General features: G+C 70.3%; 15 protein-coding genes. 8 read left to right on the plus strand and 7 right to left on the minus strand.

Features of this window, described 5'->3' with window-relative positions:
• The first annotated feature begins 74 nt into the window (after positions 1-74).
• From OJ254_RS19720 to OJ254_RS19730, 3 genes are all read left to right on the plus strand, one after another.
• Entirely contained in the window at positions 75-1,226 is a 1,152-nt protein-coding gene (locus OJ254_RS19720; protein WP_265363379.1) for an acyl-CoA dehydrogenase family protein, read from the plus strand.
• Between the two features lie 130 nt (positions 1,227-1,356).
• Positions 1,357-1,980: a TetR/AcrR family transcriptional regulator gene (locus OJ254_RS19725; RefSeq protein WP_265363380.1), complete on the plus strand. Its 624-nt coding sequence runs from the start codon at positions 1,357-1,359 to the stop codon at positions 1,978-1,980.
• Between the two features lie 153 nt (positions 1,981-2,133).
• The gene (locus OJ254_RS19730) at positions 2,134-2,628 is read left to right on the plus strand and encodes an NUDIX hydrolase (protein WP_265363381.1); all 495 of its coding nucleotides are present in this window, start codon (positions 2,134-2,136) and stop codon (positions 2,626-2,628) included.
• 26 nt (positions 2,629-2,654) lie between these two features.
• Here OJ254_RS19730 and OJ254_RS19735 read toward each other — a convergent pair whose 3' ends face one another.
• Positions 2,655-3,116, minus strand: a complete 462-nt coding sequence (locus OJ254_RS19735; protein WP_261952355.1) for a MaoC family dehydratase — start codon at positions 3,114-3,116, stop codon at positions 2,655-2,657.
• Between the two features lie 153 nt (positions 3,117-3,269).
• Between OJ254_RS19735 and soxR the strand changes: the two genes are divergently transcribed.
• Complete coding sequence (gene soxR, locus OJ254_RS19740) at positions 3,270-3,866, plus strand: redox-sensitive transcriptional activator SoxR (protein ID WP_265363382.1); 597 nt, start codon at positions 3,270-3,272, stop codon at positions 3,864-3,866.
• A 67-nt stretch (positions 3,867-3,933) separates the two neighbouring features.
• Here the strand turns inward: soxR and OJ254_RS19745 are convergent, their stop codons facing one another.
• A complete protein-coding gene (locus tag OJ254_RS19745) occupies positions 3,934-4,689 on the minus strand; it encodes a 3-keto-5-aminohexanoate cleavage protein (RefSeq protein ID WP_265363383.1) in 756 nt (251 codons plus the stop codon).
• 118 nt (positions 4,690-4,807) lie between these two features.
• On the minus strand, positions 4,808-5,422 hold the full coding sequence (locus OJ254_RS19750; RefSeq protein ID WP_265363384.1) for a hypothetical protein: 615 nt from the start codon (positions 5,420-5,422) through the stop codon (positions 4,808-4,810).
• 255 nt (positions 5,423-5,677) lie between these two features.
• Here OJ254_RS19750 and OJ254_RS19755 point away from each other — a divergent pair, with 255 nt between their 5' ends.
• Entirely contained in the window at positions 5,678-8,500 is a 2,823-nt protein-coding gene (locus OJ254_RS19755) for a penicillin acylase family protein (RefSeq protein WP_265363385.1), read from the plus strand.
• A 157-nt stretch (positions 8,501-8,657) separates the two neighbouring features.
• Positions 8,658-9,680, plus strand: a complete 1,023-nt coding sequence (locus tag OJ254_RS19760) for a LysR family transcriptional regulator (RefSeq protein WP_265363386.1) — start codon at positions 8,658-8,660, stop codon at positions 9,678-9,680.
• Between the two features lie 73 nt (positions 9,681-9,753).
• Here the strand turns inward: OJ254_RS19760 and OJ254_RS19765 are convergent, their stop codons facing one another.
• On the minus strand, positions 9,754-11,067 hold the full coding sequence (locus tag OJ254_RS19765) for an MFS transporter (RefSeq protein WP_265363387.1): 1,314 nt from the start codon (positions 11,065-11,067) through the stop codon (positions 9,754-9,756).
• Positions 11,068-12,096: 1,029 nt separating this feature from the next.
• On the opposite strand from OJ254_RS19765, the gene OJ254_RS19770 reads away from it, so the two are divergent.
• Positions 12,097-12,822: an ArsR/SmtB family transcription factor gene (locus tag OJ254_RS19770; protein ID WP_265363388.1), complete on the plus strand. Its 726-nt coding sequence runs from the start codon at positions 12,097-12,099 to the stop codon at positions 12,820-12,822.
• Positions 12,823-12,854: 32 nt separating this feature from the next.
• The gene (gene purN, locus OJ254_RS19775; RefSeq protein WP_265363389.1) at positions 12,855-13,511 is read left to right on the plus strand and encodes a phosphoribosylglycinamide formyltransferase; all 657 of its coding nucleotides are present in this window, start codon (positions 12,855-12,857) and stop codon (positions 13,509-13,511) included.
• Positions 13,512-13,588: 77 nt separating this feature from the next.
• Here purN and purL read toward each other — a convergent pair whose 3' ends face one another.
• Genes purL through purS form a run of 3 tightly spaced genes read right to left on the minus strand, consistent with a single transcriptional unit; the run spans position 13,589 to position 16,766 of the window.
• On the minus strand, positions 13,589-15,838 hold the full coding sequence (gene purL, locus OJ254_RS19780) for a phosphoribosylformylglycinamidine synthase subunit PurL (protein ID WP_265363390.1): 2,250 nt from the start codon (positions 15,836-15,838) through the stop codon (positions 13,589-13,591).
• Positions 15,838-16,518 carry a phosphoribosylformylglycinamidine synthase subunit PurQ gene (purQ, locus tag OJ254_RS19785; protein WP_265363391.1) on the minus strand — a complete coding sequence of 227 codons (681 nt, stop codon included), beginning with the start codon at positions 16,516-16,518 and terminating at the stop codon, positions 15,838-15,840. Before purQ ends, purL begins: the two co-directional genes overlap by 1 nt.
• Complete coding sequence (purS, locus tag OJ254_RS19790) at positions 16,515-16,766, minus strand: phosphoribosylformylglycinamidine synthase subunit PurS (RefSeq protein ID WP_265363392.1); 252 nt, start codon at positions 16,764-16,766, stop codon at positions 16,515-16,517. The genes purQ and purS overlap by 4 nt, the downstream gene beginning before the upstream one ends.
• Between the last annotated feature and the right edge of the window lie 7 nt (positions 16,767-16,773).

A 16,773-nucleotide genomic window follows, 5' to 3' on the forward strand; every position in this document is an offset into this window, starting at 1 on the left:
CATAGTAGAGGCTGTTCCGCAAAAACTAGCAGTGCTAATTTAATGCCCTCCTCCTCGTCCACAAGGGGTCCGAGATGAATCTGGAGCTCAGCGCGGAGCAGACCGCGGTCCGGCGGCTCGCCAGGGACTTCGTCGACCGCGAGGTCGCACCGCACGCCGCCGCCTGGGACCGCGCCGAGCAGGTCGACCGCGGCATCGTGAAGACCCTCGGCGACCTCGGCTTCCTCGGCCTCACCGTCCCCGAGGAGTACGGCGGCTCCGGCGGCGACCACCTCTCCTACGTCCTGGTCACCGAGGAACTGGGCCGCGGCGACTCCTCCGTGCGCGGCATCGTCTCGGTCTCCCTCGGCCTGGTGGCCAAGACGGTCGCCGCCTGGGGCGACGAACACCACAAGCAGGACTGGCTGCCCCGGCTCACCTCCGGCGAGGCGGTCGGCTGCTTCGGCCTCACCGAACCCGGCACCGGCTCGGACGCCGCCCACCTCGCCACCCGGGCGGTCCGCGAGGGCGACACCTACGTCATCAACGGCGCCAAGACGTTCATCACCAACGGCACCTGGGCCGACGTGGTGCTGCTCTTCGCCCGCACCGGCGACGCCCCCGGCCACCGGGGCATCAGCGCCTTCCTCGTCCCCGCCGACACCCCCGGTCTGGAACGGCGCGAGATCCACGGCAAGCTCGGGCTGCGCGGCCAGGCCACCGCCGAACTGGTCCTGGACGGCGTCCGGGTGCCGGCCGGCGCGATGCTCGGCCCCGAGGGAAAGGGCTTCTCGGTCGCGATGTCCGCGCTGGCCAAGGGCCGGATGTCGGTCGCCGCGGGCTGCGTCGGCATCGCCCAGGCCGCCCTGGACGCCGCGCTCGGTTACGCGGGCCGGCGCGAGCAGTTCGGCAAGCCGATCGCCGGGCACCAACTCGTCCAGGAGCTGATCAGCGACATCGCCGTGGACGTCGACGCCGCCCGCCTGCTGACCTGGCGGGTCGCCGATCTGATCGACCGCGGCGAGCCGTTCACCACCGCCGCCTCCCAGGCCAAGCTGTTCGCCTCCGAGGCCGCCGTGCGCGCCGCCAACAACGCCCTCCAGGTCTTCGGCGGCTACGGCTACATCGACGAGTACCCGGTCGGGAAACTGCTCCGGGACGCCCGGGTGATGACCCTCTACGAAGGCACCAGCCAGATACAGAAGCTGGTCATCGGCCGCGCGCTGACCGGCGTCTCGGCCTTCTGAACGCCCGTTCCGCACGCCGCCGCACCCGGGGCGGAACCCCCGGCCGCCCCTAAGCGCTTGCTCACCAGCCAGGTATGGTGTTCGATCCGTCAGAGGAAGGTCCCTGGCGGATCGAGGAGCGGGGTGCGCGATGGGTGCGGCGGCACAGCGGGCTGCTGAGGAGAGCGAGGAGTGGGCCGGGGTGACCCCGGACGCCGCGCGACGGCTGGTCAGCGCTGCCGTCGAGGCGTTCGGCGAGCGCGGCTACCACGCCACCACCACCCGCGACATCGCCGGCCGGGCCGGCATGAGCCCGGCCGCCCTCTACATCCACTACAAGACCAAGGAAGAGCTGCTCTACCGCATCAGCGGCATCGGCCACGAGAAGGCGCTGCGCATCATGGGCGCCGCCGCCGAGGCCGAGGGCAGCGCCACCGAGCGGCTCCGCGACGCGGTGCGCACCTTCGCCCGCTGGCACGCCGAGCACCACACCACCGCCCGGGTCATCCAGTACGAGCTGCAGGCGCTGAGCCCCGAGCACTACACCGAGATCGCCGGGCTGCGCCGCAGCACCGACCGGCTGCTCCGGCAGATCATCCAGGACGGCGCGGACAGCGGGGAGTTCCGTGCCGACGATGTGCCGGGCACGACCCTCGCGGTGCTGTCCCTCTGCGTCGACGTCGCCCGCTGGTTCTCCGCGGACGGCCCCCGCACCCCCGACGAGGTCGGCGCCCTCTACGCGGATCTCGTGCTGCGCATGGTGGGCGCCCAGTAAGACCCGGTCCCCCCAGCGGCGCGAGCGGCGAAGAAGGCGAGGGCACCCATGCGCATCGTGGTCAGCGGGTGCATGAGCCTGACCGGAAGGGCCGGGAGGAGGAACGAGAAAACGGGGGGCCGGCGCGGGCTTCCCGCCCGTACGCTGGCGCCCATGTCATCCGTCATCGTGGACCCGGGCGTCGACGTGCCGGTGCCCGCCCAGGGCGAGCTCTGGACGGTCGGCGCGGTCATCCTGAACGAACGAGGCGAGGCCTTCGCACAGAAGCGCAGTGCCGACCGCCGCCTCTTCCCCGACACCTGGGACCTCGTGGGCGGCCATGTGGAGCCCGGCGAAACCCTCCTGGCGGCGCTGGCGCGCGAGGTGGCGGAGGAGACCGGCTGGCGCCTGTGCCGGGTGCGCACGCTGCTGGGCGTCAGTGCCTGGACCGGGGACGACGGCGGCGGGCTCCGGCACGAGGCCGATTACCTCGTCGAGGTCGACGGGGACCTGGACCGGCCGGCCCTGGAGTGGTCCAAGCACTCCGCCTACGGCTGGTTCGGCCCCGCCGACCTGCACCGCCTCACCGAGAACCGCGCGCCCGGCGAGCTCCTGGTCCACGACCTGATCGCACAGGTCGTGCGCGGCCTCCCGGAGATCGGCACCTGAGAGGAGACACCACCGGGGGCGGGCGCCTAGAGGTAGAACCGGCTGACCGACTCCGCGACGCACACCGGCTTGTCGCCGCCCTCGCGCTCGATCGTCACGAGCGTGGTGAGCTGGACGCCGCCGGTCACCTCGGTCACCTCCGCGAGCTTCGCGGTGGCGCGGAGCCGGGAGCCGACCGGGACGGTGGCGGGGAAGCGGACCTTGTTGGTGCCGTAGTTGATCCCCATCTTCACGTTGTCCACCCGCATCAGCTGCGGGACGAGGGCGGGCAGCAGCGACAGCGTCAGATAGCCGTGCGCGATGGTGGTGCCGAACGGGCCGGCGGCGGCCTTCTCCTGGTCCACGTGGATCCACTGGTGGTCGCCGGTGGCGTCCGCGAACAGATCGATCCGCTTCTGGTCGATCTCCAGCCAGTCACTGGGGCCGAGCTCCTCGCCGACCGCGGCCCGCAGTTCGTCGAGCGATCCAAACACTCGGGGCTCTGCCATCTCCGTCTGCCTCCTCGGGATCCGTTCGCCGCCGTCGTCACCGGCCGGCGCTTACTAAGCGCTTGCTCAGGATGCGGAGTGCGACCGCCGGCTGTCAACGCCCGGGCGGCGATCATCGAAAAGCCGGCGGGAGGCACCCCGTAGGGTGGAAAGGTGCCCCAGCTTCCCTACAAGGTTCACGAGCTCACCGTCGGCCAGCTTTCCGCGCGCAGCGGCGCCGCGGTCTCCGCGCTGCACTTCTACGAGTCCAAGGGACTGATCAGCAGCACTCGCACGGCCGGCAACCAGCGGCGCTACACCCGTGACGCGCTGCGCCGGGTCGCCTTCGTCCGGGCGGCCCAGCGGGTCGGGATTCCGCTCGCGGTGATCCGGGACGCGCTGGCGGAGCTGCCGGACGAGCGCACCCCCAACCGCGACGACTGGGCCAGGCTCTCCCAGGTCTGGCGGACCGAACTGGACGAACGGATCAGCCAACTCGTCGAGCTCCGCGACCGGTTGACCGACTGCATCGGCTGCGGCTGTCTGTCGCTGGAGCGCTGCGCGCTGTCCAATCCGTACGACAACCTGGGCGAACAGGGGCCGGGCGCACGGCGGTTGCGGGTCGACCGCACCACCAGGGGCCCGGAGGACGACCGGCACCGCGCGGACGGGGACCGGCCGCGCGAGAACGCCGGCCGGGCACCCGCGGAGGGCGCACGGCGCGGCACGGGCGGCGAGCAGGGGTGCGTGCCCGACGACCAGCGCTGCTGAGCCGGCGCCACGGCGCGCGCGGCACCGGCCCGTGAGGAGCTGCGGCACCGGCCTTTGAGGAACTGCCTCAGCCCTCCGGAGCCAGCGCGGCGGCGATCAGTTGGGCGTTGTCGGCGGCCGGGCGGCCGTCCGGCAGCAGCAGGGTGTCCTCGATGCCGATCCGCGTGTCCAGGCCCAGCTCGACGGCGAGCCGCAGCACCGGCCAGGCGCCGCCGTCCCAGCCGTGCAGCAGCACCGGACGGCCGTGCGCTCCGCCGGCCACCTCGGTGAGCAGCGCGCGGGCGGTGGCCGGCGCCGACCCGGCGTCGGTGTCGGTGATTTCGGCCAGCACCCGCAGGACCCGGGGCGCGAGCGGCGAGCGGAGGAACCGCCCCGGGCCCGGTGTGCCCGACCAGAGGCCGGCCTCGACGCCTATGCCGCGCTCCAGCAGGGCGCCGGCCAGCGCCTCGGCGCCCTCCTCGTGCCAGTTCACCGAGGCGTGATCAGGCAGCACCGTCCACGACCGGACCCGCTCCACACGGCGGTCCGGGGCCGTCCCGGGCCCGTCGGACGGGTCGGACGGGTCGGGCGGATCCAGCTCGGCCCAGGCGCCGGTCGTCACGCCCACCGGCACGTCCACCACCGCCTTGATGGCCTCCAGGGCCGGGCCCACCACGCGCGGTGAGAGCGAATCCCTGCCACACGGGGTCTTGGGATGGACATGGACATCCTGGGCACCAGCCGCCACCGCCCGCCGCGCCGCCTCCGCGAGCGCGGCCGGCGACATCGGCACCGCCCCGGAATCGGCCGCGGTCCGGGGCCCGTTGAGACATACCTGCAGCATGTCTCCCAGGATGACACCGGGGTCCGACAACGGGGCCGGCGACGCAGTCCGACGCCGGGCCGGACAACGGGATCCGGCCACGGGCTCCGGCCGCGGTGCGGGCCGCGAACGACGCCGCTCAGGCCGCCGCGAACACCCCCATGTGGTGCGCCCGGTGGGCGGCCCGCAGCGTTTCGGGGGCCAGTACGGACACCGGGGCCAGCACCCCGCACTGGCGGCAGGCCGGGCCGGGCGCCAGGGCGTCCGCGGTCTCCGGGAGCCAGGCGAAGCGGGTGGAGCCGCAGACGGGGCAGTCCGGGCGCGGCCGGCCGGCCTCCATGGCCGTGATCATGCGGTGCAGCACCACCGCGAGCCGGGCCGCCGGATGCCGGTGCGGTGATTCGCACGGCACGATGTCACAGCCGCCCCAGGTGCGGCGGTGCCAGTCGTCGAGGGCGCCGACCTGCCGGATACCGTCGTGCTTCTCCTTGCGGCGCCGGGCGGCGAACTCCTCCTCGTACGCGAGCCAGAGGCTACGGGCCTCCTCCAGCTCGGTGAGCGCGGCGACCAGCCGCTCCGGGTCCGGATCGCGGTCCTGGGTCGCGATACCGGCCCGGGTGCACAGATGGTGCCAGGTGGCGCGGTGCCCGTAAGGGGCGAACCGCTCAAGGCACTTGCGCAGGGCGGTGCGGCGCTGGGCCGCGACGAGTCGTGGATTGCGGACCTGTTCTGCGAGGGCTCTGAAACCGGCCATTTCATCCCACCTCCGGGGAGGACCCGACTGGACGGGGATGGGACGTAGCCGATCATCACCCGGATCCCTCGAATTTTTTTGCGGTTTCGCGAACCATGTTCCGACGTGTCGGGCAGTCAACGGCCGGTGTCTGTGGGGAAGAAGAAAAGATGACGGTTGTTCATCTTCCGGCCGGGGATAACCGCCGGTAACGTCCCGCCCACCCTCTCTCCCCCGCGCCTGCGAGGAGGGGGAGACCCCCATCGAGGAGCAGGAATGCGACGACGTACCGGACGGCTCAGGACTGCCGCGGTGGCAGCCCTGTGCGCCTTGGGTGCCACGCTCATGGCGCCACCCCCCACCGCGACCGCCACCACGGCCGACGAGACCCACGACTACTGCCAGGGCCAGTGCGCCGACATCCTGCCGCCCGGCGCCACCGGCAACGCCACCCTGGTGGAGATCCTCGGCAACAAGCTGTTCGGCACCCACCCCGAGCACTCCACCGACCAGCTCGGCCCGTACGCCGCCCTGGCCGGCGGCTACCAGTCGCTCACCGACGCCACCCTGACGAACTTCTTCAACGACGCGTCCTTCGGCGTCCCGGCGGAACAGGTCGGCAAGGTCACCACGCCCCGCGACGACGTGACCATCACCCGCGACAAGAAGACCGGTGTGCCGCACATCAAGGGCACCACCCGCTACGGCACCGAGTTCGGCGCCGGTTACGCGGCGGGCCAGGACCGGCTCTGGCTGATGGACCTCTTCCGCCACATCGGCCGCGGCGAGCTGACCTCCTTCGCCGGTGGCGCGCCCGCCAACCAGGGCCTGGAGCAGGAGTTCTGGCCGCAGGCGCCGTACACCGAGCAGGACCTCCAGGAGCAGGTCGACTACATCAGGGACCACAACGGGGAGCGCGGCAAGCAGGCCATGGCGGACGCCCAGGCGTACGTCGACGGCATCAACGCCTACCGCGAACAGTCCAAGAACGGCCGCTACTTCCCCGGCGAATACGTTCTCACCGGCCACATCGACGCGATCACCAACGCCGGGGAGATCCAGCCCTTCAAGCTCACCGACCTGATAGCCCTGGCCTCCGTCGTCGGCGGCCTCTTCGGCAACGGCGGGGGCGGCGAGGTCACCAACGCCCTGTCCCTGCTCGCCGCCCAGCAGAAGTACGGCGTCCAGAAGGGCACCGAGGTCTGGGAGTCCTTCCGGGAGCGCAACGACCCCGAGGCCGCCAAGACCCTGCACGACGGCCAGAGCTTCCCCTACGCCGTCAAACCGGCCAAGGCCAAGGGCACGGCACTGCCCGACCGTGGCTCGGTCACCCCCGAGCCCCTGGTCTTCGACCGGACCGGCGCCGCGACCGCCAAGGGCGGGACCGCGCCCCAGGACCCGGTCAAGGCACCGAAGAAGTACCGGAAGCTGGAGGGCCTCTTCAAGGACGGGGTGCTCCCCAAGGGCAGCTTCAACCCCACCCAGCACCGCGGCATGTCCAACGCCCTGCTGGTGTCCGGCAAGCACACCGCCAGCGGCCATCCCGTCGCCGTCTTCGGCCCGCAGACCGGGTACTTCGCGCCGCAGCTGCTGATGCTCCAGGAGATCCAGGGCCCCGGCATCAGCGCCCGCGGCGCCTCCTTCGCCGGCGTCGGCATGTACATCCAGCTCGGCCGCGGCCAGGACTACGCCTGGAGCGCCACCTCCGCCGGCCAGGACATCACCGACACCTACGCCGTCGACCTGTGCAACCAGGACGGCTCGCCGGCCACCAAGGACTCCACCTCCTACCGCTACCGCGGCGCGTGCGTCCCCATGGAGAAGCTGGAGCGCACCAACTCCTGGAAGCCCACCGTCGCCGACCCGACCGCGGCCGGCTCGTACCGGATGCAGGTCTTCCGGACGAAGTACGGCACGGTCACCCACCGCGCCACCATCGGCGGCAAGCCCGTCGCCTACACCGCACAGCGCTCCACCTACCGCCACGAGGCCGACTCGATCATCGGCTTCCAGATGCTCAACGACCCCTCGGCCGTGCACGACGCGGCGTCCTTCCAGCAGGCCGCGGCGCACATCGGCTACGCCTTCAACTGGTTCTACGCCGACTCCCGCGACATCGCCTTCTACAACAGCGGCCTCAACCCCGTCCGCGCCCCCGACGTCGACCCGTCCCTGCCGGTCCGGGCGGACGACGCCTACGAGTGGCGCGGCCACGACCCCGCCACCAACACCAGCGACTACACCCCGCCCGCACAGCACCCGCAGTCCGTCGACCAGGACTACTACATCTCCTGGAACAACAAGCAGGCCAAGGACTACGACTCGGCCGGCTTCGGGAACGGCTCGGTGCACCGCGGCAACCTGCTGGACGACCGGGTGCGCGCGCTGACCCAGGAGGGCGGGGTCACCCGGGCGTCCCTCACCCGCGCCATGTCCGAGGCCGCCGTCACCGACCTGCGCGGTGAGGACGTACTGCCCGAACTCCTGCGGGTGCTGAACAGCAAGCCGGTCACCGACCCCGCGCTGAAGACCGCCGTCCAGCAACTGTCGGCCTGGCGCAAGGACGGCGCCCAGCGCCGGGAGACCAGCCATGGCTCCCACACCTACACCCACCCCGACGCGGTCCGCCTGATGGACGCCTGGTGGCCGCTGATGACCGAGGGCGTCTTCAAGCCCGGCCTCGGCGACGACCTGTACGGCGCCCTCACCTCCGACCTCGCCATCGACGAGTCGCCGTCGGCCGGCCACGGCCCCACGGGGGCGCACGCCGGCTCCGCGTTCCAGTACGGCTGGTGGTCGTACGCGGACAAGGACCTGCGCTCCGTACTGGGCGACCAGGTCAAGGGCCCGCTCGCCCAGCGGTACTGCGGCGGCGGTGACCTGTCCGCCTGCCGCGACACCCTGCTGACGACCCTCCGGCAGGCCACCGCCAAGACGGCCGAGCAGGTCTACCCGGGCGACGCCAGCTGCAAGGCCGGCGACCAGTGGTGCGCGGACGCGATCGTCCACCGCGCGGTCGGCGGACTGACCCACGACACCATCAGCTGGCAGAACCGCCCGACCTACCAGCAGGTCGTGGAGTTCCCCACCCACCGGTAGGAGGCGGACGGCAGAATCACGACGGCCCCGGAGCCCGCTCGGCGGCGCGCCCGGGGCCTTCGTGCGTAACCACCCCTGCACCGGCGGTGATGGAGTGCCCGGCTATGCTGCACAGTCCTGAAATCCCGGGACGGGAAGCGAGTACGAGTAGGGGCGCATGGCCTTGTCCGGACCGCAGCAGTACCCGACGGAACTGCTTGACACCACCATGGACCAGCTGCGCACGCTGATCGTCGTCCACGAGGCGGGCACCGCACTGGGCGCCGCCCGCCGGCTGGGCCGCGAACAGTCCAGCGTGCAGAAGCAGTTGGACACCCTGAACCGCACCTTCGCCGCGCTGTGCGGCGAGGAGCTGGTCCGCAAACAAGGGCGCGGCCGGGATGCCCTGTTCACCGCGACCGGCGAGGCACTGGTGGGGCTGGCCCGCCGCACGCTGGGGGAGTGGGCCGAGGGCGTGCACGACGCCCGGCGCCGGCTCGGCCGGACCCTGTCGGTCGGCACCACCCGCTACACGCTCGGCTTCCTGCTCGACGCCGTGGAGCGGGTCAGCGAGGACTACGAGCGCGAGAACGTCGACCTCAAGGTCACGCACGTCCGCACCGGCGATCTCTTCACCAAGCTGCGCAGCACCGAACTCGACCTGGTCTGCGGCAGCGTGGTGGTCACCGAGGGCGAAGAAACGGAACTGCTCGCCCCGTACGAGGTCATGGAGTGGCGGCGCAGCGGCCTCTCGCTGCTGACCAACCTGCCGCCGGACCGGCTCCCCGGCACCTCCCTCCAGGCCCACGAGCTGGACCGGCTGCCCCTGGTGATCTCCGCGCGCGGACTCATCGGCCGCTTCCTGACCGCCTGGTACGGCACCGACTACCGCCAGAAGCTCTCCATAGCGGCCGAGATAGAGGCCGCCCACTACGGCTTCGAACTGCTGCGCTCGGGCCTGGTGAGCGGCGCGATGCTGGTCACCAGGGGCATCGGCGAGGCCGCCGCGGACGGCCGGCTCCCGGAGGCCGGGGGCCTGCGCACCCTGGAGATCGTCGGGGACGTGGGCCCGCGGACCGAGGTCCTGGTCGGCGTCTTCACCCGGCGCGGGGAGCGGGCCTCGTACCCGCCCGGCCATCCGCTCAACCTGCTGTGGACGGCACTGTCGGCGGAGAACGCGCGCTGGTGGCTCCAGTCGTGAACGGCCGGGACCGTCAACTCCTGTGCAGCCGTGGGGTGTTGTCCCCTCGACGACCGGTTCTCCGCCGCGGTGCTCAGCCCAGGTCGCGCTCCCGGGTCTCCGGCAGTGCCAGCACGCACGCCAGCGAGACCACCGCCATGGCGCTGACGTACCAGCCCACCGAGGCGGAACCGAACGAGGACTGGAGCCGGGTGGCGACCAGCGGGGCCACCGCGCCGCCCAGCACGCCCCCGAGGTTGTACGCGAGCGAGGCGCCCGAGTAGCGCACCGTCGTGCCGAACAGCTCCGGCAGGAACGCGCCCATCGGGCCGTAGATCACGCCCATGCAGAACAGTGCCCCGCCGATGCCGAGCGCGACCAGCACCGGCTGCCGGGTGTCCAGCAGCGGGAAGAGCACCAGGCCCCAGACGACGGCGCACCCGCTGCCGAGCAGGACCAGCTTGCGGCGGCCGGCCCCGTCCGAGCGGGTGGCGGCGACCCAGGTGCCGGCGGCGAGGAACAGGCAGGCGACGAGGGAGAGCCCCAGCATGGTGTTGCGGGAGATGCCCAGGGTGCCGGTGGCGTAGGAGAGGCAGTAGGTGGTCGCGGTGTAGAAGAGGCCGTACGCGATGATCATGCCGCCGGCACCCAGCAGCAGTTCGCGCGGATGACGGCGCAGTACGTCGGCCGCGGGGACCTTGCCGGCCTCCTGGGCGTCCAGCGCCCGGGCGAACACCGGGGTTTCGCTGATCTTCAGCCGGACGAACAGCCCGACGCCGACCAGGAGGAAGGACAGCAGGAACGGCACCCGCCAGCCCCACGAGCGGAACGCCGCGTCGTCGAGCTCCGACGACAGCAGCCAGAAGACCCCGGTCGCCGCGAAGAAGCCGACCGAGGGGCCGAGTTGGGGGAAGGCGGCGTACAGGCCCCGGCGTCCGCGCGGAGCGTGCTCGACGGCCAGCAGCGCGGCACCGCCCCACTCGCCGCCCAGCCCGATGCCCTGCAGGAAGCGGAGGGCGATCAGCAGCAGCGGGGCCCAGATGCCCCAGGCGCCGTAGCCCGGCAGCAGTCCGACGAACGCGGTGGACAGCCCCATCAGCAGCAGCGAGGCGACCAGCACGGACTTGCGGCCCACCCGATCGCCGAAGTGGCCGAATATCACCGACCCGAGGGGCCGGGCGGCGAACGCCACCGCATAGGTGGAGAAGGATGCGAGGGTGGCGTTCACCGGGTCGAGGGTCGGGAAGAACGCGTCGTTGAGGACGAGCGCGGCGGCCGTCCCGTAGATGTAGAAGTCGTAGAACTCGATGGCCGTCCCGATGAACGAGGCCACGGCGACCCGCCGCAGGCTCTCCTTGCTCTCCGCGGGCGCTGTGGTGGCCTGTTCCGAAGTGGTTTCACTCTGCACCTGCCGCACTCTCACGTGGTCGGCCGAGCCAGTCAATACGTGGGATACGTGATCTCGGTGCATGAGATGGCCGTGGGGTGTGAGTGGCGTTCCGATGCCCTGCGGAGAATGGCCATTTCTCGGCGCAACCAGATACCCCTTCCGCGAGTCCTCAGAAATGGATTCGGGCGACGAACGGCTCTGCACGGGGCGACGAACGGCGGCCGGTGGCCGAAACAATGGGGGTGTGAGGCGCTGACCGGTGCCGGGATTGAAGGATTCCGTTTGACTTCCCACGGCCTGCGGATTCGTCCCGGCAATCCGCTGTAGTGCGCCGATGTAGTGCAGCATAAGAAAGATATCTGCTTCAACTACTCAACCGTAGTTTACCTTTGGCTGGTTGCCGGGGGCGCGTGGCGTGAACTATGCTCCAAGTGGGGGTCATTCAAAGGTTTGGTGACACTTCGTCTGATGTCACCACATCAAATGAAGTGGACATCACGCGGCCGGCCCGAACCGATATTTCACTCTTCACACTGAGTGCGGTGCGGGCCAATCCTGCTGCGGGGGGAGCAGAGGCACACACTCTCGGCCTGATCCGCGCCGACTCGCCGTGCGTCACTGCGGAGAGGTAATTCCATACGCGATCTTTTTCAGGCCAGTTCCGGTGCCACAACCACCAACGGGGTGCCGTGACGAGGGCTGAAGCATTGCTGTACGCCGGGGCGGACCAACCCCGGCGCGCAGGCGTGAACGTGGTTCACCAGTGGTTCTTCTGAACGGGGGAAAAGAAGTGACCGAAGTGGTCGGACTTCATCTAGGCACAAACGTCGACATTCCCGTATCGATAGCGTTTCTTCCGGGAGTGTCGGTCATCTCGTTGCTGGCCGATGTCCTCGGTGTCGCGCAGGGCGTACCGGTGAGTCGGCGCAGGCTGCTGCGGAAGGCCTGTCCCGAGTATCTGGCGGATGTGATGGGCCCGATCACGGCGGGCGGATCCCTGCGCATTCCCGAGTCGCTCCTGATGCGGGGGAACTCAAGGAAAGCAGTATGCGCGACGAGGTCCGGCGCATTGCCGAGATGCCGCCGGCCGCCTTCCTCGCCGACCTGGAACGTACATTCGGTGGAGAAGTGCTGCCGGCCTGGCGAAAGGCCACGGACAATCCCGCCGACTTCCTGAATGCCTACGCCGGGCTGGTGCGAAAGGTATGGGACGCGGTGGCGCCCGTATGGCAGCAGGGAAAGCCCTTACTGGAACGGGAAATCGAGCGCGCGGGCGTGGCCTCGGTCACCGGAACGATGAGCGCGTTCCTCGCGAATCTCAGCCCGCGGATCGCCTTCGTCGACGGAAACATTCTGCTGCCCGACCACGCACCGATCGAAAAGGGCGTCACGGTACGCAAATTGACGCTCATGCCGCTGGTCTCCGGCACCCGCGCCTGCGCCTACCACGTCGACCACCACGGCCACATGTACCTCGGCTATCCCATCGCCGGCCTCGCCCCGCTCCTGCAGAATGAGGCCGCACGGGCGGAGACGGCCGCCGATGCCCTCGCCATGATGCTCGGCGATCTCCGGGCCGACATCCTCCGGACGGGCAACCAGCCCGTCACCATGGGGAAGCTGGCCGACCTGCTGCACTGCACCGCGGGCACGGTGACGTACCACTGCCGGCAACTGGAACAGGCGGGCCTGCTCTCCCGCGAGCGGCGCGGCCGGGAGGTCCGGATACTGCGCACCCTGCGGGGCGACGCACTGGTGGATGCCCTGTCATGACGCACCCGACGAACAGGACGGACATGCCCCACATGACGAACGTGAGCGACGCGGCGGACATGATCGAGCGACGAGCACCGAACCTCCGTCTCGTCGTCCTGGTCTCGGGCTCCGGCACGAACCTCCAGGCGCTCCTCGACGCGATCGCCGCCGACCCCGCGGGCTTCGGGGCGGAGATCGTCGCGGTCGGCGCCGACCGGCCGGGCATCACCGGGCTGGAACGTGCCGAGCGCGCCGGCCTGCCGACGTTCGTGTGCCGGGTGAAGGACCACACCACCCGCGAGGAGTGGGACGAGGCCCTGGCCGAGGCGACCGCGGCGCACCGTCCGGACCTGGTGGTCTCGGCCGGCTTCATGAAGATCGTCGGCAAGGCGTTCCTCGCCCGGTTCGGCGGCCGCGTCCTCAACACGCACCCCGCCCTGCTGCCCAGCTTCCCGGGCGCCCACGGCGTACGCGACGCCCTGGCCCACGGTGTACGGGTGACCGGCTGCACGGTGCACCTCGTCGACGACGGCGTGGACACCGGCCCGATCATCGCGCAGGGCGTGGTGCAGGTACGGGATGAGGACGACGAGACCACGCTGCACGAACGCATCAAGGAGGTCGAGCGCGCACTGCTGGTCGACGTCGTACGACGGATCGCCCGGGACGGCTACCGGGTGGTCGGACGAAGAGTGCTGATTCCCTGAGGGGGCCTTCTTGAGCGCGGCGATGGCCGTGGACTCGTTGCCGGTCGGGCAACGAGTCCACGGCCACCGTCATGTCGTCAGGCAATGAGCCCCGGGATGGTGCCCTCATGGGCGGTGCGCAGTTCGCTGAGCGGGATGCTGAACTCGCCCTGGACGTCGATCTCTTCGCCGTCGACGACACCGATGCGGGTGGCCGGCAGGCCGCGGACGGTGCACATGTCGGTGAAGCGGACTTCCTCGCTCCGCGGCACGGCGACGACCGCACGGCCCGCCGACTCGCTGAACAGGAAGGTGAACGCGTCCAGCCCGTCGGGCACGACGAGCCGGGCACCGGTCCCGCCGCGCAGGCACGACTCGACGAGCGCCTGGATCAGTCCGCCGTCGGACAGGTCGTGGGCTGCGTCGATCATGCCGTCGCGGGAGGCGGAGATCAGGATCTCGGCCAGCAGCCGCTCCCGCTCCAGATCCACCTGCGGGGGCAGACCGCCGAGGTGCTCATGGATGACCTGCGACCAGGCCGAACCACCGAACTCCTCACGGGTCTCGCCGAGCAGGTAGAGCAACTGGCCTTCCTGGGTGAACGCCTGGGACGTGCGGCGCGTGACGTCGTCGATGACGCCGAGAACGGCGACGACCGGCGTGGGGTGGATCGCCGTCTCCCCGGTCTGGTTGTAGAGGGAGACGTTGCCGCCGGTCACCGGGGTGCCCAGGGTCTGGCAGGCATCCGCCAGACCACGGGTGGCCTCGGCGAACTGCCACATGACGGCCGGGTCCTCGGGCGAACCGAAGTTCAGGCAGTCCGAGACGGCCAGCGGCTTGGCACCGGTGGTCGCGACGTTCCGGTACGCCTCCGCGAGGGCGAGCTGCGCGCCCGCGTACGGGTCGAGCTTGGCGTACCGGCCGTTGCCGTCCGTGGCGATGGCGACGCCGAGGTTGGTCTCCTCGTCGATGCGAATCACGCCGGAGTCCTCGGGCTGCGCGAGGACGGTGTTGCCCTGGACGAAACGGTCGTACTGGTCGGTGATCCACGCCTTGGACGCCTGGTTGGGGGACGCCACGAGCTTCAGGACCTGGTCCTTCAGCTCCGCCGAGGTGGTGGGCCGGGCGAGTTTGCCCGCGTCGTCGGCCTGCAGCGCGTCCTGCCAGGACGGACGCTCGTACGGCCGGTGGTAGACCGGGCCCTCGTGGGCGACGGTGCGCGGGGGGACGTCGACGATCTGCTCGCCGTGCCAGAAGATCTCCAGGCGTTCGCCGTCGGTGACCTCACCGATGACGGTGGCGATCACGTCCCACTTCTCGCAGATCTCCATGAACCGCTCGACGTGCTGCGGCTCGACGATCGCGCACATCCGCTCCTGCGACTCACTCATGAGGATCTCCTCAGGAGAGAGCGTCGCATCGCGCAGCGGAACGGAGTCCAGCTCGACCCGCATACCGCCCGAGCCGGCCGACGCCAGCTCGCTGGTGGCGCAGGACAGTCCGGCGCCGCCCAGGTCCTGGATGCCGGCGACCAGCTTCTCCTTAAAGATCTCCAGGGTGCACTCGATGAGCAGCTTCTCCTGGAACGGGTCACCGACCTGCACCGCGGGCCGCTTGGTCGGCTTGCTGTCATCGAAGGTCTCCGAGGCGAGGACGGAGACGCCGCCGATGCCGTCGCCGCCGGTGCGGGCACCGTAGAGGATGACCTTGTTGCCCGCGCCGGAGGCCTTGGCCAGGTGGATGTCCTCGTGCTTCATCACACCGATACAACCGGCATTGACCAGCGGATTGCCCTGGTAGCAGGCATCGAAGACGACCTCACCACCGATGTTGGGAAGCCCCAGGCAGTTGCCGTAACCACCGATCCCGGCCACCACACCCGGCAGCACACGCTTGGTGTCGGGATGATCGGCCGCACCGAACCGCAGCGGATCGACCACCGCCACCGGACGAGCCCCCATCGCCAGGATGTCGCGGACGATGCCGCCCACACCCGTGGCCGCGCCCTGGTAGGGCTCGATGTAGGAGGGGTGGTTGTGCGACTCGACCTTGAAGGTCACCGCATACCCCTGACCGACATCGACCACGCCGGCGTTCTCCCCGATACCGACCAGCAGCGCATCGTTCTCGGGCGCCTTCTCCCCGAACTGCTTCAGATGCACCTTGCTGGACTTGTACGAGCAGTGCTCGGACCACATCACCGAGTACATCGCCAGCTCCGCCCCGGTGGGGCGGCGGCCCAGGATCTCGCGGATCCGCGCGTACTCATCCTCCTTCAGACCCAACTCCGCCCAGGGCTGGGCCGATTCGGGGGTCTCGGTGGCGTGCTTGACAGTGTCCAGAGTCATCAGGCGCCCACCAGCTTCTTCAGGATCGAGGTGAAGAATCCCAGGCCGTCGGTCCGGCCCGTCCCGATCAGCGGCTCCACCGCGTGCTCGGGGTGCGGCATCAGGCCCACCACATTGCCCGCCGCATTCGTGATGCCGGCAATGTCACGCAGCGAACCATTGGGGTTGCCGTCCAGATAACGGAAGACCACCCGGCCCTCCGCCTCCAGCTCATCCAGCGTGCGCTCGTCGGCGGTGTACCGACCGTCGATGTTCTTCAGCGGGATGGAGATCTCCTGCCCCGCCTCGTAGTCCGCGGTCCAGGCCGTGGTGGCGTTCTCCACCCGCAGCTTCTGATCGCGGCAGATGAAGTGCAGATGGTTGTTGCGCAGCATCGCGCCCGGCAGCAGATGCGTCTCGGTCAGCACCTGGAACCCGTTGCAGATACCCAGGACCGGAAGCCCGGCCTTCGCCTGCTCGATGACGGTCTCCATGACCGGCGAAAAGCGCGAGATCGCCCCGGCACGCAGGTAATCGCCGTAGGAAAACCCGCCGGGCAGGACCACGGCGTCGACCTGCTTGAGGTCCTTGTCACGGTGCCACAACGGCACCGCCTCGGCGCCCGCCAGACCGACCGCGCGCTGGGTGTCGCGGTCATCGAGCGTGCCGGGGAAAGTGATCACACCGATACGCGAGGTCATGACTCGACCCGCACGGTGAAGTCTTCGATGACGGTGTTGGCGAGAAAGGTGTCGGCCAGCTCCTGGATACGGGTGAGGGCGGCCTCATCGACGGGCCCGTCCACCTCCAGTTCGAAACGCTTGCCCTGGCGGACTTCGGCGATCGCGATGCCGTCGAAACCGAGGCGGGGCAGTGCGCGCTGCACCGCCTGCCCCTGCGGGTCGAGGATCTCCGGCTTGAGCATGACGTCGACCACGACGCGTGCCACTGGCACT

The sequence above is a fragment of the Streptomyces endophytica genome (assembly GCF_026153355.1).
Classification (GTDB): domain Bacteria; phylum Actinomycetota; class Actinomycetes; order Streptomycetales; family Streptomycetaceae; genus Streptomyces; species Streptomyces endophytica.